Source organism: Arthrobacter rhombi, assembly GCF_039526245.1.
Lineage (GTDB): Bacteria > Actinomycetota > Actinomycetes > Actinomycetales > Micrococcaceae > Arthrobacter_H > Arthrobacter_H rhombi.
In genome coordinates, this window is the sequence record NZ_BAAAIV010000012.1 from 118,507 (window position 1) to 139,897 (window position 21,391).

16 protein-coding genes are annotated in these 21,391 nt (G+C 69.7%); 11 read left to right on the forward strand and 5 right to left on the reverse strand.

Annotated elements, in window-relative coordinates; all coding sequences use genetic code 11:
* Entirely contained in the window at positions 1–1,350 is a 1,350-nt protein-coding gene (locus tag ABD088_RS11265; RefSeq protein ID WP_343902369.1) for a glutamyl-tRNA reductase, read from the reverse strand.
* 191 nt (positions 1,351–1,541) lie between these two features.
* On the opposite strand from ABD088_RS11265, the gene hemE reads away from it, so the two are divergent.
* The 8 genes from hemE (at position 1,542) to hemL (ending at position 10,387) form a co-directional block, all read left to right on the forward strand.
* On the forward strand, positions 1,542–2,612 hold the full coding sequence (gene hemE / locus ABD088_RS11270; RefSeq protein WP_343902027.1) for a uroporphyrinogen decarboxylase: 1,071 nt from the start codon (positions 1,542–1,544) through the stop codon (positions 2,610–2,612).
* Positions 2,613–2,704: 92 nt separating this feature from the next.
* Positions 2,705–4,174 (forward strand): protoporphyrinogen oxidase, encoded by a 1,470-nt coding sequence (gene hemG, locus ABD088_RS11275; RefSeq protein WP_343902028.1) that lies wholly within the window; start codon positions 2,705–2,707, stop codon positions 4,172–4,174.
* A gap of 59 nt (positions 4,175–4,233) precedes the next feature.
* Entirely contained in the window at positions 4,234–4,938 is a 705-nt protein-coding gene (gene hemQ / locus ABD088_RS11280; protein ID WP_343902029.1) for a hydrogen peroxide-dependent heme synthase, read from the forward strand.
* Positions 4,935–6,149, forward strand: a complete 1,215-nt coding sequence (locus tag ABD088_RS11285; protein ID WP_343902030.1) for a ferrochelatase — start codon at positions 4,935–4,937, stop codon at positions 6,147–6,149. The genes hemQ and ABD088_RS11285 overlap by 4 nt, the downstream gene beginning before the upstream one ends.
* Complete coding sequence (hemC, locus tag ABD088_RS11290; protein ID WP_343902031.1) at positions 6,146–7,144, forward strand: hydroxymethylbilane synthase; 999 nt, start codon at positions 6,146–6,148, stop codon at positions 7,142–7,144. Before ABD088_RS11285 ends, hemC begins: the two co-directional genes overlap by 4 nt.
* Complete coding sequence (locus ABD088_RS11295; protein WP_343902032.1) at positions 7,145–8,023, forward strand: uroporphyrinogen-III synthase; 879 nt, start codon at positions 7,145–7,147, stop codon at positions 8,021–8,023. It begins immediately after the preceding gene.
* Between the two features lie 64 nt (positions 8,024–8,087).
* Entirely contained in the window at positions 8,088–9,071 is a 984-nt protein-coding gene (gene hemB / locus ABD088_RS11300; protein WP_343902033.1) for a porphobilinogen synthase, read from the forward strand.
* Positions 9,072–9,073: 2 nt separating this feature from the next.
* The gene (gene hemL, locus ABD088_RS11305) at positions 9,074–10,387 is read left to right on the forward strand and encodes a glutamate-1-semialdehyde 2,1-aminomutase (RefSeq protein ID WP_343902034.1); all 1,314 of its coding nucleotides are present in this window, start codon (positions 9,074–9,076) and stop codon (positions 10,385–10,387) included.
* An 80-nt stretch (positions 10,388–10,467) separates the two neighbouring features.
* Here the strand turns inward: hemL and ABD088_RS11310 are convergent, their stop codons facing one another.
* The 4 genes from ABD088_RS11310 to ABD088_RS11325 form a co-directional block, all read right to left on the reverse strand.
* Complete coding sequence (locus tag ABD088_RS11310; protein WP_343902035.1) at positions 10,468–11,127, reverse strand: methionine ABC transporter permease; 660 nt, start codon at positions 11,125–11,127, stop codon at positions 10,468–10,470.
* The gene (locus ABD088_RS11315; RefSeq protein ID WP_343902036.1) at positions 11,124–12,218 is read right to left on the reverse strand and encodes a methionine ABC transporter ATP-binding protein; all 1,095 of its coding nucleotides are present in this window, start codon (positions 12,216–12,218) and stop codon (positions 11,124–11,126) included. Before ABD088_RS11315 ends, ABD088_RS11310 begins: the two co-directional genes overlap by 4 nt.
* 115 nt (positions 12,219–12,333) lie before the next feature.
* On the reverse strand, positions 12,334–13,239 hold the full coding sequence (locus ABD088_RS11320) for a MetQ/NlpA family ABC transporter substrate-binding protein (protein ID WP_343902037.1): 906 nt from the start codon (positions 13,237–13,239) through the stop codon (positions 12,334–12,336).
* Positions 13,240–13,567: 328 nt separating this feature from the next.
* Positions 13,568–14,248 carry a 3'-5' exonuclease gene (locus tag ABD088_RS11325; RefSeq protein ID WP_343902038.1) on the reverse strand — a complete coding sequence of 227 codons (681 nt, stop codon included), beginning with the start codon at positions 14,246–14,248 and terminating at the stop codon, positions 13,568–13,570.
* A 69-nt stretch (positions 14,249–14,317) separates the two neighbouring features.
* Between ABD088_RS11325 and ABD088_RS11330 the strand changes: the two genes are divergently transcribed.
* Genes ABD088_RS11330 through ABD088_RS11340 form a run of 3 tightly spaced genes read left to right on the forward strand, consistent with a single transcriptional unit; the run spans position 14,318 to position 21,380 of the window.
* Complete coding sequence (locus ABD088_RS11330; protein ID WP_343902039.1) at positions 14,318–14,701, forward strand: MGMT family protein; 384 nt, start codon at positions 14,318–14,320, stop codon at positions 14,699–14,701.
* On the forward strand, positions 14,701–17,934 hold the full coding sequence (locus ABD088_RS11335; protein ID WP_343902040.1) for an ATP-dependent helicase: 3,234 nt from the start codon (positions 14,701–14,703) through the stop codon (positions 17,932–17,934). The genes ABD088_RS11330 and ABD088_RS11335 overlap by 1 nt, the downstream gene beginning before the upstream one ends.
* A complete protein-coding gene (locus ABD088_RS11340) occupies positions 17,931–21,380 on the forward strand; it encodes an ATP-dependent helicase (RefSeq protein ID WP_343902041.1) in 3,450 nt (1,149 codons plus the stop codon). Before ABD088_RS11335 ends, ABD088_RS11340 begins: the two co-directional genes overlap by 4 nt.
* The last annotated feature ends 11 nt before the right edge of the window (positions 21,381–21,391 follow it).

Consider the following 21,391-nt stretch of genomic DNA (forward strand, 5'->3'; position numbering starts at 1 on the left):
TCAGGCCCCGCGTTGGACGGGGCAGGACGCTGGTGCGTCGTTGCCCTGCTGCACTGTCCCGGCTGCGGGGGCAGCAGGCTCGGCGGGGGTGGCGGCCGGTGCGGCCAGTTCGATGCCGAAGAGCGTGGAGAGTGCCTCCTCGACGTCCCCCTGGCGCCCCTCGGCGGCCAGCTCGCGTGCCCGCACGGTGGGGACATGCAGCAGCTGGCGCATCATCCGACGCATGGCGAATTCGACTTCCTCGGCGGCAGCGGTGCACCCGTGCTGGGCCCTGACCTTCTCCACCTCGGTCTCCAGCACGTGCTGGGTGTGACGGCGCAGGGCCACGATGGCCGCATCCGCCGAGCGCTGGCGCTGGGCACCGGCGAACTGTTCGGCGGCATCCCCGACGATCGCACTGGCCTCGGACAGCGCCTGGGACTGTTCGGCAGGGGCCGCCATGCGCACCGATTCCAAGGTGATCAGCTCCACGCCCTCGAGCGTGGCCACATCGGGATCGACGTCGTGGGTCAGGGCCAGGTCGATGGCGACCAGGGGGCGGCCGCCGCGGTTCAACGATTCCAGCTCGGCGGCGTCGATGCGTACGCCGCCACCGCTGCAGCCGATCAGCACGTCGGCTTCGCGCAGCACCAGATCCAGCGAATCGTCATCGACTGCCGTCCCGCCGCGGGAAGCCACGAAGGCGTCGGCACGCCCGGAGGCCGAGTACACGAAGATGTTGGTGGCGCCGCGCTCCTTCAGGCGGGCCATCGTGGCCCCGGCGTAGGCCCCGGTGCCGAAGACCACGACATTGCGTCCGGCCCAGGACGTGGTGCCGGAGATGTCCTCGGACAGGTCCAGGGCAACCGAAACGATCGAGAGACCGCGACCGCCCAGTGCCGTGCGGGTCCCGACATCCTTGGCGGTGCGTGAAGCAGTTTGGAAGAGACGGACCAGTGCGCCGGAGGCGGTGCCGGTGGCCTGGGCGTCGATGAGGGCGCGGCGGACCTGGCCGGCGATCTCGCGTTCACCGATCACTGCCGAGTCGAGACCGGCGCCGACGGCGAAGAGGTGGGAGACGGCGTCGTGCTCCGTCTTGGATTCCAAGGCCTGGGAGACCTGGTCCTCGGGCAGCCCCGATGCCGCGGAGATCTTTTCGATCACTGCCTGGCGGGCCGCGGGGATCTCCGCCTCGTTCGGGGCCTCGCAGTAGACCTCGTACCGGTTGCAGGTGGACAGCACGACCGCGCCGGAGACCGGGGTGGTGCCATCGAGCACAGCGGAAGCGACCCCGTCGGCGCCGGCGCTAAGCCGTGCCACCGTCTCGAGGTCGATATCTGAATGGGAGGCGACGAGTGCTAAGAAGACCACAATGTCCCCCATCATAACTTCCCCCGGGGTCATATGGCAGCGAGGCTGACCTAAGTTGCTGCCCCAAAACCCCCGGAATGGTGGGCGGAAACGGCTTTTCGACGTTTTGTAGAACGTGTCGTTGGCCACGAATCGCCGCCGGACCCACCGAGGATTAACGGTTGGTGACGCGGACTTGGCAGAATCGGAGCATGACCTTGAGCGCTAGCCACCCGTTGATGGATGGCCGTACCTCCACATCCGACCTGATCACCGCATACCGCGGCGGTGTCCCGAGCCGACGGCCGGTCTGGTTCATGCGACAGGCGGGCAGGTCGCTGCCCGAATACCGCAAGCTGCGCGAGGGCACCAACATGCTCGAATCGTGCCTGCGCCCGGAGATGGCCTCCGAGATCACCCTGCAGCCGGTCCGCCGCCACGGCGTGGACGCCGCCATCTTCTTCTCCGACATCGTCATCCCGCTCAAGCTTGCCGGGGTGGACGTGGACATCGTGCCCGGTGTCGGACCCGTGCTGGGGGAGGCCGTGCGCACCGCTGCCGACGTGGCCCGGCTGCCCCGCCTCACCGACGCCGCACTGGATCCCATCCGCGAGGCCGTGGCGCTTACGGTCGATGAACTGGGCAGCACCCCGCTGATCGGTTTTGCCGGGGCACCGTTCACGGTCGCCGCCTACATGGTCGAGGGCAAGCCATCTCGCGACCACCTGGGACCGCGCCGGATGATGCACACCGATCCGGACACCTGGCAGGCGTTGGCCGACTGGGCTGCCGAGGCCTCCGGGGCGTTCCTGCGGGCCCAGCTCGAGGCAGGTGCCAGCGCCGGACAGCTCTTCGACTCGTGGGCCGGCAGCCTCTCCCTCGCCGACTACCAGCGGTTCGTGGCGCCCGCCTCCACCCGCGCACTGGCCAGCGTCAAGGACCTGGGCGTGCCCCTGGTGCACTTCGGCACCGGCACCGGGGAACTGCTCCCGGCCATGCGCGACGCCGGCGCCGACGTGGTCGGTGTCGACTACCGGCTGCCACTGGCCGAGGCCAACCGCCGCCTCGGCGGCAGCTCGGTGCTGCAGGGCAACATCGACCCGGCCCTGCTGGCCGCCCCCTGGGAGGTCCTGGAGGAGCATGTCCGTGCCGTCCTGGCCTCGGGCGACGAGGCGCCGGGCCACGTGGTGAACCTGGGGCACGGAGTTCCCCCGGACACCGACCCCCAGGTCCTGACCCGGTTGGTCGAACTGGTCCACTCGGTGCCCCCGGCGGCCCGCTGAACCACGTGAACCACGTTCGCACCGGGCTCACAGGGCGGACCACCATAATGGACGGGACGGATGCCGCACGGCACCGCGGAAAGGACGACCGGATGACGCAGGCAGCACAGGCAAGCGGCTCCACCCCGGACACCGCGGCGCCGCGGGCCATCGTCGTCGGGGGCGGGATCGCCGGACTGGTGGCCGCCCGCGAGCTGTCACTGACTGGCCACCGCGTCGACGTCTACGAGGCATCCGCGCACTTCGGCGGCTGTGTCGGCTCCCACGAGGTCGCCGGGCTCATCCTGGACGCCGGGGCCGAGTCCTTCGCCGTGCGGAACACTGCCGTTGCCGACCTGGCCACCGAGCTGGGACTCGGTGAGTCGATCACCAGCCCGCACGCCGGCGGCTCCTGGCTGTACCACGCGCCCGCCGCGGCGGGACGGAAACCGGTGGCCCGCGCCCAGGCCATGCCCGCCACCGCCGTCCTGGGCATCCCGGCGGACCCGCGCGCCGAAGACGTCAAGGCCGTCATCGGCACCGCCGGCTCGGTCCGGGCAGCCGCGGACCTGGCCATGCCGGTGACCCGCCGGCAAGCCACCGAACCCATCAGCCTGGGCGAACTGGTCCAGGCCCGCATGGGCCAGGCGGTCCTGGACCACCTGGTCACCCCGATCGTCGCCGGCGTCCACTCGGCGGATCCCTCCACCCTGGATGCCGACACCGTCGCCCCGGGACTGCGGGCCGCCATGGCCGCACACCATTCACTGGCCCGGGGCGTCGCCTCGCTGAAGGCCTCCGCGCCGGCAGGAAGCGCCGTTGGCGGCCTCACCGGCGGCATGCACCGCCTGGTCACCGCCCTGGCGGCCGAGCTGGAGGATGCCGGCGTCGGCCTGCACCCCGGCTCCCGGGTCGCCAGCGTCGAAGCAGCCGCAGGCGACGACGACGGATGGCAGGTGCTCGTCGAGGGGCACGCCTCCCGTGAGCAGGCCGACCGGCTGGTCATCGCCACCCCGGGACCCGCAGCCGTGGACCTGCTGGCCTCAGTGCTGCCCGACGCCGCGGCACTGCGTCCGTCGACCGGCCACGGGATCGCCCTGGTGACGCTCGTGGTGGACCAGCCCGAACTCGACGAGGCCCCCCGCGGGACCGGCCTGCTGGTGGCCCCCGGTACTCCCGGCGTCACCGCCAAGGCGCTCACCCACGGCACCGCCAAATGGCAGTGGCTCGCCGACGAGGCGGGCCCCGGCACCCACGTGCTGCGCCTGTCCTACGGCAGGCTCTCCGACGGTCCCGATGCGGTGCCCGCCGATGAGCCCACGTTGCGGGATATGGCCATCGCCGACGCCTCGGCACTGCTCGGCATCGCACTGACGGAGGCCGACGTCGTCGGCTGGGATGTGGTGCGCCACGATGCGGCACTGCCCTTCGCCACCACCGGCCACCGCGACCGGGTGACCGCCTTCCGCGCGGCAGTCGCCCACCACCCGGGCCTGGAGGTCGTCGGCGCCTGGCTTGCCGGAACCGGACTCGCCTCCGTCGTCGCCGACACCCGTTCCCGTACCGCCATCACCGCCAGTTGACGCGGTTGGCACCCCTGACCCCCACGAAATATCCAGCAGCAGAAAGTTGAGGCCACACCGTGAGCCAAGCACCTTCCACCCCCGAGACCAGCACGTCTGACGCCGCGGAGGAAGAGCTCTTCTATACCCTGTGGACCGTGTTCAAGCGCGACTCCGACCTGGACCGCAGCGAAGGCGTGGAGGCCTTCGACTCACTGGTCGCCGAGCTGGCCGCCAGCGGCGTCGTGCTGCGCGGCACCTACGACGTCTCCGCCATGCGCCACGACGCGGACATCATGGTCTGGCTGCACGGCCCGCAGCCCGATGACCTGCAGGAAGCAGTGCGCAAGATCCGCAGGACCTACCTTTTCGCCGAGACCTCCATCGTCTTCTCCGCCATGGGCGTGCACCGCGATGCCGAGTTCACCAAGAACCATGCGCCGTCGTTCGCCCTGGGCAAGTCGCCCGAGCAGTGGCTGTGCGTCTACCCGTTCGTGCGCTCCTACGAGTGGTACCTGCTCGACGGCGCCGAACGCGGCAAGATGCTGCGCGACCACGGCATGCTGGGCCGTGACTTCCCGCAGGTCCAGGCCAACACCGTCGCGTCCTTCGCGCTGGGGGACTGGGAATGGATCCTGGGCCTGGAGGCCCCGAACCTGATCGACCTGGTGGATCTGATGCGCCACCTGCGCTACACCGAGGCCCGCAACCATGTGCGCGAGGAGATCCCGTTCTACACCGGCAAGCGCATCGAGTCCGCGCAGGTCGCCGAGGTGCTCCGATGAGCGGCGCCGGGCACACCTTCGACCCCCGCGAGGGCTACGACGCCTCCGGGAGGATGGCCCCCAAGCCCTACGACGCCATCCTGCTGGCATCCTTCGGCGGGCCCGAGGGCCAGGAGGACGTCATCCCGTTCCTGCGCAACGTCACCCGCGGCCGCGGCATCCCGGACGAGCGCCTCGAAGAGGTCGCCACCCACTACCGCGCCAACGGCGGCATCAGCCCCATCAACGCCCAGAACCGCGCGCTGAAGGCCTCCCTGGAGGCCGAGCTGGCCGACCGCGGCATCGAGGTCCCCGTGTACTGGGGCAACCGCAACTGGGAGCCCTACATCCCGTCCACCCTGCAGCAAATGCACGACGCCGGACACCGCCGGGTGCTCATGTTCTCCACCAGCGCCTACTCCTCCTATTCCAGTTGCCGGCAGTACCGCGAGGACCTCGGCGTCGCCCTGCGCGAGACCGGGCTGGAGGGAAAGCTGGAGGTCGACAAGGTCCGCCAGTACTTCGACCACCCCGGCTTCGTGGACCCCTTCGCCGAGGGCGTCTCCGCCGGGCTGGCCGATGTGCGCTCCCAGCTCGCCGCAGCCGGCACCCCGGATGCGCCGGTGCGGATCGTGTTCGTCACCCACTCCATCCCGACCTCCGACGCGGAGGCCGCAGGGCCCCGCGATGTGGCAGCGTCGCTGGACACCGACGTGTACTCGGCCCAGCACCTGGCGGTCGGCCGGGCCATCCTCGCCCAGGTGCCCGAGGCCGCCGGCCTGCAGCACTCGCTGGTCTTCCAGTCCCGTTCCGGCGCCCCGCACGTGCCGTGGCTGGAACCGGACATCAACGACGCCCTGGCCGAATACCACCAGCAGGGCACCGGCGGCGTCGTCGTGGTCCCCATCGGTTTCGTCTCCGACCACATGGAGGTCCTCTGGGACCTGGACACCGAGGCGAAGGACACCTGCGCCGAGCTCGGCCTGGCGTTCAATCGTGTCCCCACTCCCGGCACCCACGCGAAGTTCGTGAGCGGCATCGTGGACCTGGTCTCCGAGCGCATCGCCGGTCCCGACGGGAAGCCCCTGCTGGCCGGCCGCGCCTCCGAGGTGGACCTGGGCCCGTGGTTTGATGTCTGCCGCCCGAACTGCTGCGCCAAGGTGATGCGCGACGGCACGGTGAAACCCACCATCGCGGCGGTCGACTCCGAGGTCGGGGTCCCTGCACCATGAGCACCCTGGATAAAGGCACGACGACGGCTGCCGGCTTCCGGGTGGGCACGCGCGGTTCCGCGCTGGCCATGACCCAGACGACGACCGTGGCCGACGCGCTGGCGGCCACCAGCGGCGCCGGCTACGAGCTGGTCCGGGTCAAGACCGAAGGGGATGTGACCAGCGGGCCGCTCTCCCAGCTCGGCGGCACCGGCGTCTTCGCCGCCGCCCTGCGCCTGTCGCTGCTCGACGCCGGCTGCGACGTCGCCGTCCACTCGCTCAAGGACCTGCCCACGACCCAGCCCGAGGGCCTGGTCATCGCGGCCACCCCCGCACGCGTCGACGTCCGTGACGCACTGTGCGCGCGCGACGGGCTGCGGCTGGACGAGCTGCCGGACGGCTCGAAGGTCGGCACCGGGTCCCCGCGTCGCGGCGCCCAGTTGAAGGCCGCCCGGCCCGACCTGCAGATCGTGGACATCCGCGGCAACGTCGGCACCCGGCTGGGCCGGGTCGCCGGTTCGGCACGCCCTGAAGACGACGGCGGCGTGGGCCGTGGCGTCCACGGCGACCTCGACGCCGTCGTGCTGGCAGCTGCGGGGCTCGAACGCCTCGGACTCGCCGGGCACATCACCGAATACCTGGACCCGGAGATCATGCTGCCCGCCCCCGGGCAGGGATCCCTGGCCGTTGAGGTACGCACCGGCGGAACCGGCAACGCCGCGGTGGACGAGGCCCTGCAGGTGCTCGACGACGTGCCCACCCGGCTGGCCATCACCGCCGAACGCGCGTTGCTCGGCCGCCTCGAGGCAGGCTGCGCCGCACCCATCGGCGCGCTGGCCCGGGAGATCGACGGTTCACTGGTGCTGACCAGCGTTGTCTGCGCCCCGGACGGAAGCAGCACGTTGCGCCGCAGCGCCACGGCTCGGACCCCCGGCACCGACGGAGCGCGCGAACTCGGCGTCCGGTTGGCCGAGGAACTGCTCGACGCCGGTGCCGCGGAGCTGGCAGGACTCTAGGTGCCCCAAAGCCCACCGCTGGCCGGACGGACCGCGCTGCTGCTGCGCAGCGCGGACCGGGCCGCGCCCACCATTGCCGAGCTCGCCCACCGGGGAGCGGCGACCGTGCTTTGCCCGGTGATCGACTTCGAGCTCCCCGAGGACACCAGCGCGCTCGACGACGGGGTGCAACGCCTGGCCGACGGCGGATTCGAATGGCTGGTCATCACCTCGCGCACCACCCTGCTGGCCCTGGCCCGGCGGGCCGCGGCCCGGGGGCTGATGAGCGCCGGAGATACCTCCCTGCCGGTAGCCCCAGGCACCCGTGTCGCCGTCGTGGGGGAAGCCACCGCGGCAGCATGCCGGGCAGCGGGACTCCGGGTCGACGTCGTCCCCGCCCACGACCATTCGGCCCGCGGCATGCTGGCCGAATGGCCCACCGCGCTCCGCCCCACCCCGGGGAGTGTGGTGTTCATGCCCCAAGCGGACATCGCCTCACCGACCCTGGCCGAAGGGCTGGGGGCGTGGGGGATCGATCCCGTGATCGCCACCGCGTATCGCACCGTCGATGCCCCGGCAGCACCGGGCCGGGCCCTGGCGGACCCGGCGGCCGGCACCCCCGGCCCCGATCTGCTGCCCGCGGACCTGGCCGCCGCCCACGGCGCGCCGCCGGGAATCGACGTCGTGTTGTTCACCTCCCCGAGCATCGTGCGCCGCTACCTGGCCCTGGCCGGGTCGCCACCACCTGACCTGATGGCGGTGGCCATCGGGGACCCGACCGCCACCGAACTCCGCTCCAACGGATGGGAACCGGCGGGCATCGCCGCCGTGCCCTCCCCGGCAGGCCTCGCCGACGCCTGGCAACGGGCCCTGCACCCAGCCCCGCCCGGCGTCGGCTGACCGCCCCCTCCCCCACCGAAACCATCCCCCGATTGCCCCCTGCGGCAGAAAGTCGAAGGCCACCATGTCTTTCCCCACCCACCGGCCCCGCCGGTTGCGCACCACCGCGGCCATGCGACGCCTGGTCGCCGAAATCGATCTGGCCCCCCGCCACCTGATCCTGCCCGCGTTCATCCGCGAGGGCCTCACCGAGCCCCGGCCCATCGAGTCCATGCCCGGCGTCGTGCAGCACACCACCGATTCGCTCAAGCGTGCAGCGGCCGAGGCCGTCGAACTGGGGCTGGGCGGCCTGATGCTCTTCGGCATCCCCGCCCACCGGGACGCGACCGGCAGCGCCGGACTGGACCCGCAGGGCGTGCTCAACCAGGCGATCGCCGACGTGCGCGCCGAGGTCGGGGACGAGCTCGTCATCATGTCGGACCTCTGCCTCGATGAGTTCACCGACCACGGCCACTGCGGCGTCCTGGACGCCGATGGACGGGTCGACAACGACGCCACCCTGGAGATCTACGCGAAGATGGGCGTCGCCCAGGCGCGTGCCGGGTCCCACATGGTCGCCCCCTCGGGCATGATGGACGGCCAGATCGCCGTCATCCGCCAGGCCCTGGACGCCGCAGGATTCGAGGACATCCCCGTGCTGGCCTACGCCGCCAAATACGCCTCGGCGTTCTACGGCCCCTTCCGTGAAGCCGTCGACTCGCAGCTTTCCGGCGACCGCCGCACCTACCAGATGGACGCCGCCAACCGCCGCGAGGCCATCCACGAGGTCGAACTCGACCTGGAGGAGGGGGCAGATCTGATCATGGTCAAGCCGGCCATGAGCTACCTGGACATCCTGGCCGACGTGGCCGCCATGTCACCGGTGCCCGTATCCGCCTACCAGATCTCCGGTGAATACGCGATGATCGAGGCCGCGGCAGGAAACGGCTGGATCGACCGCCGCGCCGCCATCACCGAATCGGTGCTCTCCATCCGCCGCGCCGGCGCCGACACCGTCTTGACCTATTGGGCCGCCGAACTTGCCGGCTGGCTGAAGGAAGGAAAGTAACCATGACCACCTCGCAGGAACTCTTCGACACCGCCCGCGGCCTGATGCCCGGGGGAGTGAACTCCCCGGTGCGCGCCTTCGGTTCCGTCGGCGGCGTCCCGCCCTTCATCGTGGGAGCCGAGGGAGCGCACCTCACCGACGCCGACGGCAACGACTATGTCGACCTCGTCTGCTCCTGGGGCCCGGCACTGCTCGGCCACAAGCATCCCGCCGTCCAGGAAGCCGTCCACGCCGCCGTGGACCGGGGGCTGTCCTTCGGCGCCTCCACCCCCGACGAAGCCGGCCTGGCCCAGCTGGTGGCCGGCCGGGTGCCTGCCGTTGAGCGCATCCGCATGGTCTCCACCGGGACCGAAGCCACCATGACCGCCGTCCGGCTGGCCCGCGGCTTCACCGGCCGGGACCTGATCGTGAAGTTCGCCGGCTGCTACCACGGTCACCTCGACGGGCTCCTGGCCGCCGCCGGCTCCGGTCTGGCCACCCTGGCCCTGCCCGGCTCCGCAGGAGTCACCGCTGCCACCGCCGCCGAGACGCTCGTCCTGCCCTACAACGACGTTGCCGCCGTCGAGGCAGCCTTCGCCGAACACGGTTCCCGCATCGCAGCGGTCATCACCGAGGCAGCCCCGGCGAACATGGGAGTGGTCACCCCGGCCGACGGTTTCAATGCCGCCTTGTCCCGGATCACCTCCGCGCACGGCTCGCTGCTGATCCTCGACGAGGTACTCACCGGCTTCCGCACCGGCCCCGCAGGATACTGGGGACTGACCGGCGCGAACGAAGGCTGGACTCCGGATCTGTTCACCTTCGGGAAGGTCATCGGCGGTGGGTTGCCCACCGCTGCCCTGGGTGGACGCGCCGAGGTGATGGACTACCTGGCCCCCCTCGGCCCCGTGTACCAGGCGGGAACCCTTTCCGGGAACCCCGTGGCCATGGCCGCCGGCATCGCCACGCTCACCCACGCCACGGCCGAGGTCTACAGCCACATCGATGCCCGCAGCACCGAACTGCAGGCCGCGGTGACCCGGGCCTTCGACGCCGCCGGGGTGGACCACTCCATCCAGACGGCGGGGAACCTCTTCTCCGTGGCCTTCGGAACCTCGGCCACCGGGGTCCATGACTACGCCCAGGCGCAGGGCCAGGAGGCCTTCCGCTACGCACCGTTCTTCCACTCCATGCTCGATTCCGGTGTCTACCTGCCGCCCAGCGTGTTCGAGGCGTGGTTCCTCTCCGCAGCCCATGATGACGCCGCCATGGAGCGCATCATCGGGGCCCTGCCCGCCGCGGCCCAGGCCGCGGCCGCAGCGCAGCCCCAGGCCTAGAGGCCCCACCCCGGGAGCCCCCGGGGACAAGAAAGCGGTGCTTCCCCAGCAGGGGAAGCACCGCTTTTATGGGTGGTCGACTAGCGGTGCATCATGCGCTTGGCCAGGAAGTTGCCCAGCAACTGGGCCAGCTGGACGATGACCACGATGACCGCGACCGCCAGCAGGGTGACCGCGTAGTTGAACTGCTGGTAGCCGTAGGTGATGGCCAGGTCACCCAGGCCGCCACCGCCGATGTATCCGGCGACGGCGGACATGTCCACGACACCGATGAAGATGAACGTGTAGCCCAACACCAGCGGGGCCAGGGATTCACGGAGTACGACGTCGAAGAGTACCCGGGTGCGGCTCGAGCCCATGGCGCGGGCCGCCTCGACCACTCCGGGGTCCACGCCGACGAGGTTCTGCTCGACAATGCGACCGAGTACTACGGCAGTCATGAGCGTCATCGGGAAGATGGCCGCCTCGGTGCCGATCGAGGTTCCGATGACCGACAAGGTCCACGGCCCCACCAGCGAGATGAAGATGATGAACGGGATCGGCCGCACGATGTTGATCAGGAAGTTCAACACATTGAACAGCACCGTGTTCTGCAGGATGTTCCCCGGACGGGTGGCATAGAGCAGGATGCCGATCAGCAAGCCGAGGATCCCGCCGATGATCATCGTGACGATGACCATGAACAGGGTCTGCTGGATGGAGGTGGCCAGCTGTGGGCCCATGGTGGTCCAGTCGATCATCGCCGTGCTCCTTCGTCGTCGGTGCCGGCAACGACCGCGGCGGGCCACTGCTGGACTGTGGTGATCTTCGACAGGCCCTCGACGACGGCGTCGACGTCCTCATCGGGCCCGTCCAGGACATAGGTCAGTGATCCGAAGGGCCGTTGCGCGATCTCGGTGACGGAGCCGTAGACGACCGAATCGTGGACGGAGGGCCGGGAGGCCAGCAGGGAGGAGATCTCCCGCTGGTTGGCCCCGGGCCCGGAACCTGCGGCCTCGGAGATGGTGATGCTCACCAGACGGCCGGGGTGCAGCTGCTGCAACCGGGCCACCGTGTCAGCGGATGGCTTGTCGGCGATGGTGCTGCTGATGAACTTCTGCGTCGCCGGGTTCTTCGGGAAGGCGAACACGTCGTAGACCGGCCCGTGCTCCAGCAGAGACCCCAGTTCCATGACCGCCACGTGGTCGCAGATCGAGCGCACGACGTGCATTTCATGGGTGATCACCACGATGGTGGTGCCGAATTCTGCATTGACCCGCTTCAGCAGGGCCAGAACCTCGGTGGTCGTCTCGGGATCGAGCGCGCTGGTGGCCTCATCGGCGAGCAGGATCTCCGGGTTGGTTGCCAGGGCACGGGCGATGCCCACACGCTGCTTCTGCCCGCCGGAGAGCTGGCTGGGGAACTGGCGTGCCTTGTCGGAGATCCCGACGAACTCGAGCAGTTCGGCGACGCGGTCGGCGCGCTGGGCCTTCGGCCAGCCGGCGACGATGAGCGGGTACTCGACGTTCTTGGCCACTGTGCGGGAGTTGAACAGGTTGAACTGCTGGAAGATCATCCCGATGCCGCCGCGCAGGCCACGCAGCTGCTTCTCGCCCATGCCGGTGAGCTCGTTGCCGTTGACCGTGAGACTGCCGCCGGTCGGCAGTTCGAGCGCGTTGATCAGGCGGACCAGGGTGGATTTACCGGCTCCGGAGTAGCCGATGACACCGGTGATGGAGCCCTTCTGGACGTCGAAGGTGACGTCGCGGAGCGCGTGGACGGGCTTGCCCTTGGAGGCGCCGCGGCCGGGGTAGGCCTTGGAAACGTCACGGAAGCTGACGATGGAAGTCACCGCAGGTCCTTTCTCGCAATGGATGGTTCGGGGCCCACGAAACCCGCTGCGGCCCCTGCACCCGGAGTGGGGGTGCTGGAGCCGCAGCGGGTGTGGCCGGCAGGGTTCCGGAGGACTACTTGGAACCCTTCATGTTGTCCTCGATGACCTTCAGCGCCGACTGGAGATCCTCGGGGGAGTTCTCCTTGAAGACGCCGCCGTCGCCGAGATCCTTCTTGATCGCCTTGACGACCTCGGGATCGTGGTACAGCTTGGCGATCTTCAGCAGTGTCGGGTTGGACTTGTCCTCGTCACGGGCGACGAACGCGTTGATGTACGGCTTCGTCGAGTCCGCGGACGGGTCGTCCTGGGCGATGATGTCGTCGTTGCTGAGCTTGGCAGCGGTGGCGAAGTTGTTGTTCACGATCGCACCGGCCAAGGAATCCAGGTTCTGTGCCGTCATCTTCGCGTCGACGGTGACGACCTTGACCTTGGAAGCTGCGGTGTCGACGTTGGCGGGGGTCGACGTCGAGTTGGCTCCGCCCTTGACCTTGATCAGACCGGCGGTCTCCAGCACAATCAGCGACCGGGCCAGGTTGGTCGGGTCATTGGGGATGGCGATCTGCGAACCGGCGGGGATCTCATCGGTGGACTTGTACTTGGTGGAGTACAGCGGCAGCGGGTACACGGCCGTCGCGCCGATCGGCTGCAGGTTCTTGTTGTTCTTGCTGTTGTACGTCGCCAGGTACTGCAGGTGCTGGAACTCGTTGAGATCCAGCTGCTTCTGGTCCAGGGCCGGGTTCGGCTGGTTGTAGTCGGAGAAGTTCTTCAGCTCCACGTCCACGCCGGTCTCGTCCTTGACGACCTTCTTGTAGACCTGCCAATACGGCTCGGCGCCGTCGGAGACGCCGATGGTCACCGACTTGAGGTCGGTGGGCAGCGCCGACGACTTGTCGGAACCGCCGCCGCAGGCGGTCAGGCCCAGGGTGGCGACGGCGGCAACTGCCGCTACTTTGACAAGGGACAAGCGAATGTTCTTCATGCGAGTGTTCTTTCCGGCTGGAAGTGACCAACGGCCACCACGGACCGCTAAAAATCGAATGAATCAATTCCAGCAGGCCAACAAGACATCACAAAATCGAACCCGATGGCCGTTGGCTGATTGTTTGTCGAATGTTGTTCGATGGTGCCCCGGGTTTTGGTGGTCCGCATGCGGTACGGGCCTGCTGCGCTCTAAGAACGAGGCCATTCAACAGGTGGCAGGGGGCGGCCCGCAATTTCGTGACATGACTCTCTGCGACGTGACGCGACAGGCACCAGATGGCCGCCCACCGCCGTCGTACACGGTCCGACGGGGGCGGACCCCACGGCTAGCGGACCGGCCAAGTCCCATCGACGACGGCTGCGGGATCCTTGCGGCGGAAGTACTCCTGCAGGCTGGCGGCCTGCTCGGCAGCCCACCGGACCTGCAGACCGTGAAGCTCGGCCGGAGCGACCGCCAATTCGTTGGGGTATTTGAGTGCCTGGGCATCGGCGACGCCGATGGTGGCTGCCGCATCGGCAACGGAGGTGTGGGCGTTGTTCAGGGGGATCGAGTAGTGCTCGCACAGGGCGGTCAGCGTGCGCTTGCCGCGACGGTACTTGTCCACGTGCTTGTCGATGATGAACGGGTCGATCACCGGCTGCGGCACCAGTTCGGGCACTCCGTGGCGGGCCGACTCCCGGGCCAGCACCGTGAAGTCGTAGCTCGCGTTGAAGGCCAGGACGGGCATGGTCTGGAACAGGTCCCCCAAGTGGGCCGAGATCTCGGCCACGGCCACCGCCGGGTCGACACCGGAAGCCACTGCACGTTCCGTGCTCACCCCATGGACGGCGGTGGCTTCCTCGGGGATCGGCACCCCCGGGTTCACCAGCCATTCACGGTGGTTGATGATCTCCTGCCGGCCGTTGACCACCACGACGGAAGCGGTGACGATCCGCGCCTCGAGGGGGTCCTTGCCGGTGGTTTCCAGATCGAATGCTGCGCGGGGAAGCTGATGCCAAGTGTCCATGGACCTACGGTATCGTCCACGTCCGTCGAATGGGCGCCGGCCGGGCCGGCGACGCCTAAGCTGGAAGGCATGTCACTGGAGTATGCCGAGGCCGTCCACCGTGTCGCCGGGCGCATCCCGGCAGGCAGCGTGCTGACCTACGGAGATATCGCCGAACTCCTCGGAGCCGGAGGCCCGCGCCAGGTGGGCGCAGCGATGTCCCGCTCCGCGACCGCGCTGCCCTGGTGGCGCGTCCTGCGCGCCAACGGGACGCTGCCGGCGGACCTGCAGGAACGTGCCCTGCCCCATTGGACGCAGGAAGGCATCCCCCTGCTGCGGGGCCGGGTGAGGGTCGCCCAGGCCAGATGGCAGCCCGGCCACGCGGAGTTCGGATTCCTGGACACGGTGGCCGCTGAGTTGGCCGGCGGCGCGGCAGCGGACACCGCGCCCAAACGTCAGCGGCAGGTGCTCTGATGGGGACCGTGGACATCATCGAGGGAACGGGCCCGCGCACCCGCGCACGCCTGGCCGAGCTGGAGGCAGGCCATGGCCCCGTCCTGGTGCTGGGCGCCCCCGGGACCGGCAAGAGCACCGCGTTGCTGCAGACCGTGGTCCGGCGCCTGGATGCCGGCCACCCGGCGGAAGCGCTGCTGGTCATCGCCCCCTCACGCACCGCAGCAGGGGACCTGCGCGACCGGCTCTCCGCGGCATCGGACACCACCTTTTCCGAGCCGGCGGTACGCACCTGGGCGGCCTACGCCTTCGACCTCATCCGCAGGGCCCGCCTGCTGGGCTTCCTGCCCGCGGTCGAGCGTCCGCCGCGGCTGCTCTCCGGCCCCGAACAGGACACCCTGATCGGCCAGATCCTCTCAGGTCATGCCGAGGGCATCACCGCGGGCCCCGCCTGGCCGGAATCGTTGGGCGAGGCCATCGGCACGCGGGGCTTCCGCAAGGAAATCCGCGAGCTCTTCGACCGCCTGGCCGAGTACGGCGTCGAGGCGGGGGAGCTGCAGGACCTGGGGAAGCGGTGCCTGCGCCCCGAGTGGACGGCATCGGCCGAGCTCTACCAGGAATACCGGGACCTGCTGGATTTGGGCAGCAATGAGGCCTTCGACCCGGCCGGCCTGATCACCGCTGCAGCGGATCTGCTCGAGGACCACCCCGAACTGCTGGAGGCCGAGCGTGAGCGCATCACGCTCCTTGTCGTCGACGATCTCCAAGAGGCCAACCCCGCCCAACACCGCCTCCTGAAACTGCTTGCTGCCGGCGGTGACCTGTTGGCTTTCGCCTCACCGGACAACGCCGTCCAGGGATTCCGCGGGGCCCGCCCCGACCTGCTGGGACGCTTCGACACCGACTACGGCACCACCCGGCACCCGGCGACCGTCATGGAGCTGGACACCTCCTGGCGGATGGGAGCGGATATCGGGGAGGCCTGGACACGCGTGGCTGGGCGCATCCCCGTCACCACCGGCACTGCCGGCAGGCGTTTGCTGTACCCCGAAGCCGAACCGGGTGCCGCTTCGGCCCGGGAATCGGTCGAGGTCCACCTGGTGGAGTCACCGGTCCATGAACTGCGGCTGCTGACCCACCGCCTGCTGGAGGAACAGCTCATGGGCTCCCGCCCACTGGACTCGATGGCGGTGGTGGTCCGCAATGGCGGCCAGGTCGCCGCCATATCCCGGCATCTGGCGGCCCAGGGGATCCCGGTGAACGTTCCGCAAGCCGAAGTGCCCTTGCGCGACGAGCCGGCGGTGCGGCCGCTGCTGACCCTGCTGGGACTGGGACTCACCGCCCCCGGGCCTGCGGCAAACCCGGGGGATGACCCCGGGGACGCCGGACCGTCGTTGCCCGAAGCCGGGACCGTCGAGACGCTGCTGTCCTCCCGCTACGGCGCCTCGACGGCGCTGGACATCCGCCGGCTGCGTCAGGTCCTGCGCCGGCAGGAACGGGTCGCCGGTGGACGCCGGTCCAGCACCGAACTGCTCCGGCGCATCTTCGCCGAACCGGCATTGCTGACCGGTCTGGGCCGCGAAGGACGCGGAGCCGAACGGCTGGCCCGCATGCTCGAATCGCTGGCCGCTGAGCTGGAACTGCCGACGGCGAACGCCGAGACCGCGCTCTGGGCCCTCTGGTCCGCCTCCGGCATGGAAACGAAGTGGAAGCAGGCAGCACTCGACGGCGGCGCCGCGGGCGCACGGGCCGATCATGACCTCGACGCGATGATGGCCCTGTTCCAGGCCGCCGAACGATTCGTGGACCAGTTGCCCGGGTCGACTGTCGCCCAGTTCGCGGACCATGTGCTTGGCCAGGAACTGCCCATGGACACGCTGGCCTCCCGCGGCGGCAGCGGGCCGTCGGTAGCGGTGACGACGCCGGCCGGTGCCGTGGGCCACGCATGGGAACTGGTCCTGGTCCCGGGGATGCAGGAAGGCATCTGGCCCAATACCCGGCTGCGTGGCGAACTGCTGGGGAGCAGCGCCCTGGCCGACGTCGTGGAACACGGGCCCGGCATCCTGCGCCAACGCGACCCCGCCACGCGCTTGCGGGCCACGCGTGCCGATGAGCTCAGGACGTTTGCCAGCGCCATTTCCCGGGCCCGGGAGTCCCTGGTCTGCATCGGTGTGGCCTCGGAGGACCACCAGCCCTCCCAGTTCCTGGACCTCGTCCTGCCCTGGACGGACCAGGAGCGGCCCAGACCCCTCACCGTGGTACCCCGTGAGCGCACCCTCGCCTCCCTGGTGGCCCTGCTGCGACAGCGGCTCGAAGAGGGGATCACGGTGCCGGAGCGCGCCGACACGGCACATGACGCGGCGGCCGTCCTGGCCCGGCTGGCCGACCAGCCCGAGCGGGTCCGCGGTGCGGCAACCAGCGAATGGTGGGGACTTCTGCCGTCGAGCACCGATGCCCCGGTCAATCCGCCCGGTGAACCGGTCCGCGTCTCACCCTCACGGGTCCAGGCCGCCCTGGAGTCCCCCCTGGACTGGTTCGTCCAAGCCGCAGGCGGTGAACCGGCGACCGACCTGGCCCGCAGCCTGGGCACCCTGGTCCACGCCATCGCCGAGGACCTGCCGGCCGCGAGCGGCACCGAATACCTCGAGGAGCTGGACCGGCGCTGGCCCGACCTTGACCTGCCGTCGAACTGGGAGACCGCCAAGGACCACGAGCGTGCCGAATCGATGCTGCGCAAACTTGCCCAGTACGCGCTGCTCATGCGCAGCCATGACCGGACACTGCTGGCCCGGGAACGCGACTTCGACGTCGAGATCTCCGGCCCGGACATCACCGTCCGGTTGCGGGGGGTGATCGACCGGCTGGAAGTCGATGCCGAGGGGAGGGCCTACATCGTGGACCTCAAGACCGGAAAGTCGGCGCCGACCAAGGCGGACGTGGAACGCAACCCGCAATTGGGCAGCTACCAGGCGGCCGTGCTGGCCGGCGGACTGGGGCCGGAACTCCCGTCCCGCCCGGGCGGTGCGGCGCTGGTCCAACTCGGCACCACCACGAAGAGTCCCGGCGAGCAGGCGCAGGAACCGGTCGGCGACGAGGACTGGGCCACCCCCATGGTGTTGGCTGCAGCACGGTTGATGGCCGGCAATGAATTCCAGGCCCGGCACGACCCCTCCAAGGCGGGACGCAACGGCAGCGGCTGCCGGTTGCCGGCCGTGTGCCCACTCTGCGACGAAGGACGGCAGGTCACCGAATGAACCACGCGGACGAGACAACCCGGGCGGCCACCATCCCCGACACCACAACGGAGCGGCCGGCGCGGCGATTCACCCCCGAGGAACTGGCGGATCTGCTCGGACAGCACCAACCCACCGCAGAACAATCCGCCATCATCTCCTCGCCGTTGTCCCCCATGCTCGTCATCGCCGGGGCAGGGTCCGGCAAGACGGCCACCATGGCCGACCGGGTCGTCTGGCTCGTGGCCAACGGGCACGTCCGGCCCGACCAGATCCTCGGAGTCACCTTCACCCGCAAGGCCGCCGGCGAACTCGCCCAGCGGATCCGCCAGCAGCTGGCCCGGCTGGCGGAGAGCGGTATCGTCCCCGCACCGGACGACGACGCCCCGCTGGAACCCGCCGTGTCGACGTACCACTCCTATGCCAACACACTCGTGCAGGACCACGGGCTGCGCATCGGCGTCGAATCGGATACCACCCTGCTCGGTGGCGCCCAGGCCTGGCAGCTGTCACTGAAGATCGTCCAGGAGTACGACGGCGACTACGAGCACCTCCGCGCCGCCAAATCCACCCTGGTCGACGCCGTCGTGCAATTTGCCGGAGAATGCGCCGAACACCTGGTCGACCCGGTCGTTGCGCGCGACTACGTCCTCGGGGAAGTCGAGCGGTTGGCTGCGCTCCCGTATCGCGTCGGCAAGCAGACCCCACCGGCACAGAAGGCCCTGCAACTGCTGGACAAGCTCCGGACCCGTGCCACCGTGGCGGACCTCGCCGTGCGGTACGCCCAGGCCAAGGCCGAACGCAACGTGCTGGACTACGGAGACCTCGTCGCGTTGGCGGCCCGCATCGCCCGGACGGTCCCCGCGGCCGGCGATGCCGAACGGGAGCGTTTCAAGGTGGTGCTCCTTGACGAGTTCCAGGACACCTCCCATGCGCAGATGGTCCTGTTCTCCTCCCTGTTCAGCGGGGGACACGCCGTCACCGCCGTCGGGGACCCGAACCAATCCATCTACGGCTTCCGCGGCGCGTCCGCCGGACAGCTGTTCCGGTTCCCCCAGGAATTTCCGGCCACCGGCCCCGAGGGGACCCCCATCCCCTCGGCGGTCGCCTTCCTGACGACTGCCTGGCGGAATTCCGCCAACGTCCTGGAAGCCGCCAATGCAGTCTCAGCCCGGCTGAACCGCGTTGACCCCAACAGGGCCTCCCACTCCATCGGCGTCCCACCCCTGGCCCAGAGTCCCTTTGCCGGGATCGGGAGGGTGGAGTTGGCGCGCTGGGCGACCAGCGCGGACGAGGCGGCCGCCCTGGCCGGTCGACTGCTGGAAGAACACGGATCCTTCACGGCAGAGCATGGCCGCGCTCCGACCATGGCAGTGCTCTGCAGGACCCGTTCGGCACTCGGCGGCATCGCCGAGGCACTGGACCACCGCAACGTCCCCTACGAAATCGTCGGGTTGGGGGGTCTGCTGGCGATGCCGGAAATCGTCGACCTGGTCGCCACGCTCCGCGTCCTGGTGGACCCGTTGCGTTCGGACGCACTGCTGCGGCTCCTGGCCGGCGCACGGTGGCGGCTCGGCCCGGCAGACCTCATGGCCTTCGCCGACTGGTCCCGCTTCCTGGCCCGACGCCGTGAAGCCGCCATCCGCGAGGCCCGTGACATCGACACGACCACCAGCGACAGCCCCGCGGCCGACAGCCACGCCGAGGCGCGCAGCGAGCTGTCGGAGGAAGCCAGCCTGATCGAGGCCCTGGACCGCCTACCTCCCCCCGACTGGACTTCATCCGCCGGCCGAACGCTCACCGGCACAGCACTCGACCGCCTGCAGCGCCTGCAAACCGAGATCCGCTACCTGCGCAGCTTTGCCGATGACGACTTGTCCTCCCTGCTGCACGAGGTCGAGCGTTCCCTGCTGCTCGACATCGAGGTCGCCGCCAAACCCGGGACCAACATCCATGCGGCTCGCCGCCACCTCGATGCCTTCGCCGACATCGCCGCCGGGTACTCCGATACGGATCTCGGCGCCGACCTGGCCGGATTCCTGACCTGGCTCGACGCAGCAGCCGCCAAGGAAGGCGGCCTGGAAATCGTTCAACAGGAAGCGAACCCCGATGCCGTCCAGCTGCTGACGATCCACGCGTCGAAGGGCCTGGAATGGGACGTCGTGGCAATACCCGGCATGAATGAGGGGATCTTCCCCTCCGCGACCGATTCCCGCTGGACCAAGGAGGACGGATCGCTGCCGTGGCCGCTCCGGGGGGACCGGAACGACCTGCCCCAATGGGACACCGACCAGCCCAGCCTTTCCGAGGCAGTCGACGCGGAGACAGTGTTCCGCGGCGAGGTCCTGGCCCACGGCGTGGACGAGGAACGCCGTTTGGCCTACGTGGCGCTCACCCGGGCCAAGGACTTGCTGCTCTGTTCGGCCACAGTGTGGACCGGGTCCCGTTCCAAGCCCACCGCCCCTTCCACGTTCCTGCAGGAGCTGCTGGCCCTGGTCGACGAACCGACTCCCGCCGCCCGGATCTCCCAGTGGTGCGAGGATGACGAGGCCCCGGAACAGAACCCCTTCCGGGAAGATCCGCTCGAATCCAGCTGGCCCTATGATCCGCTCGAGGGCCCGGTGGTCCGCCGCGCCGGCGTTCCCCAACCCCGCGCCACGGGTCGGCGCCGGCAACTGGAGGCGGCCGCACTGGAAACCAACAGCCACCTCCAGCTGCGCCGGGACGCCGCTGCGTCAGGAGAGCCCCTTGACGCGTCCCCGCTGCGTACCGACGTCGGGCAGGCCTGGGACCACGAGGCGGCGCTGCTTCTGGCGGTGCGGGCCGAACGCGAAGCCCGGCGGGAGCTGGCGCCGACGCCCGAACATGTGCGCGCTTCCCTCTTCGTGGATCTCGCCACCGACGCGGCCCAGGTCCTGGAGCAGCTGCGCCGCCCCGTGCCGCGGCGCCCGGGCGTGGCGGCCAGGAAGGGGACCGCTTTCCACGCGTGGGTCGAGGACCACTACGGTTCGACCGGCATGCTGGACTTGGGCGAATTCCCCGGGGCGGCCGATGCCTACGTCGAGGAGCAGTATGGGCTCGAGGAGATGAAGGCCGAGTTCCTGGCCTCCGAATGGGCGCAACGGCAACCCGCCTTTGTCGAGGTTCCCCTGGAGACCAGGGTGGGGCCGGTCAGCGTCCGCGGCCGTATCGACGCAGTGTTCAAGGACACCGACGACCAGGGCAACACGGTCTGGATACTGGTGGACTGGAAGACCGGCAGGGTCCCCACGGGGCGGGATCTGCAGGCCAAGTCGTTGCAGCTCGCCGTCTACCGTCTGGGATGGTCACGGTTGCATGGTATCCCGCTGGACAGTGTCGAGGCCGCCTTCTACTACGTGGGCCAGGGCCAGACCATCAGGCCCGAACGGCTGGCGGACGAGGCAGCGCTGGAAGCGCTGATCACCCGCTCCCTGGCCGCTGGCTGAAGCGGGTAGTG

Coding starts and splice junctions, on each gene's coding strand:
- ABD088_RS11310 (WP_343902035.1), bottom strand. CDS start 11,127: ATGATCGACTGGACCACCATGGGCCCACAGCTGGCCACCTCCATCCAG.
- ABD088_RS11335 (WP_343902040.1), top strand. CDS start 14,701: ATGGGGACCGTGGACATCATCGAGGGAACGGGCCCGCGCACCCGCGCA.
- ABD088_RS11330 (WP_343902039.1), top strand. CDS start 14,318: ATGTCACTGGAGTATGCCGAGGCCGTCCACCGTGTCGCCGGGCGCATC.
- hemE (WP_343902027.1), top strand. CDS start 1,542: ATGACCTTGAGCGCTAGCCACCCGTTGATGGATGGCCGTACCTCCACA.
- ABD088_RS11340 (WP_343902041.1), top strand. CDS start 17,931: ATGAACCACGCGGACGAGACAACCCGGGCGGCCACCATCCCCGACACC.
- ABD088_RS11325 (WP_343902038.1), bottom strand. CDS start 14,248: ATGGACACTTGGCATCAGCTTCCCCGCGCAGCATTCGATCTGGAAACC.
- hemG (WP_343902028.1), top strand. CDS start 2,705: ATGACGCAGGCAGCACAGGCAAGCGGCTCCACCCCGGACACCGCGGCG.
- ABD088_RS11320 (WP_343902037.1), bottom strand. CDS start 13,239: ATGAAGAACATTCGCTTGTCCCTTGTCAAAGTAGCGGCAGTTGCCGCC.
- hemB (WP_343902033.1), top strand. CDS start 8,088: ATGTCTTTCCCCACCCACCGGCCCCGCCGGTTGCGCACCACCGCGGCC.
- hemL (WP_343902034.1), top strand. CDS start 9,074: ATGACCACCTCGCAGGAACTCTTCGACACCGCCCGCGGCCTGATGCCC.
- hemC (WP_343902031.1), top strand. CDS start 6,146: ATGAGCACCCTGGATAAAGGCACGACGACGGCTGCCGGCTTCCGGGTG.
- ABD088_RS11285 (WP_343902030.1), top strand. CDS start 4,935: ATGAGCGGCGCCGGGCACACCTTCGACCCCCGCGAGGGCTACGACGCC.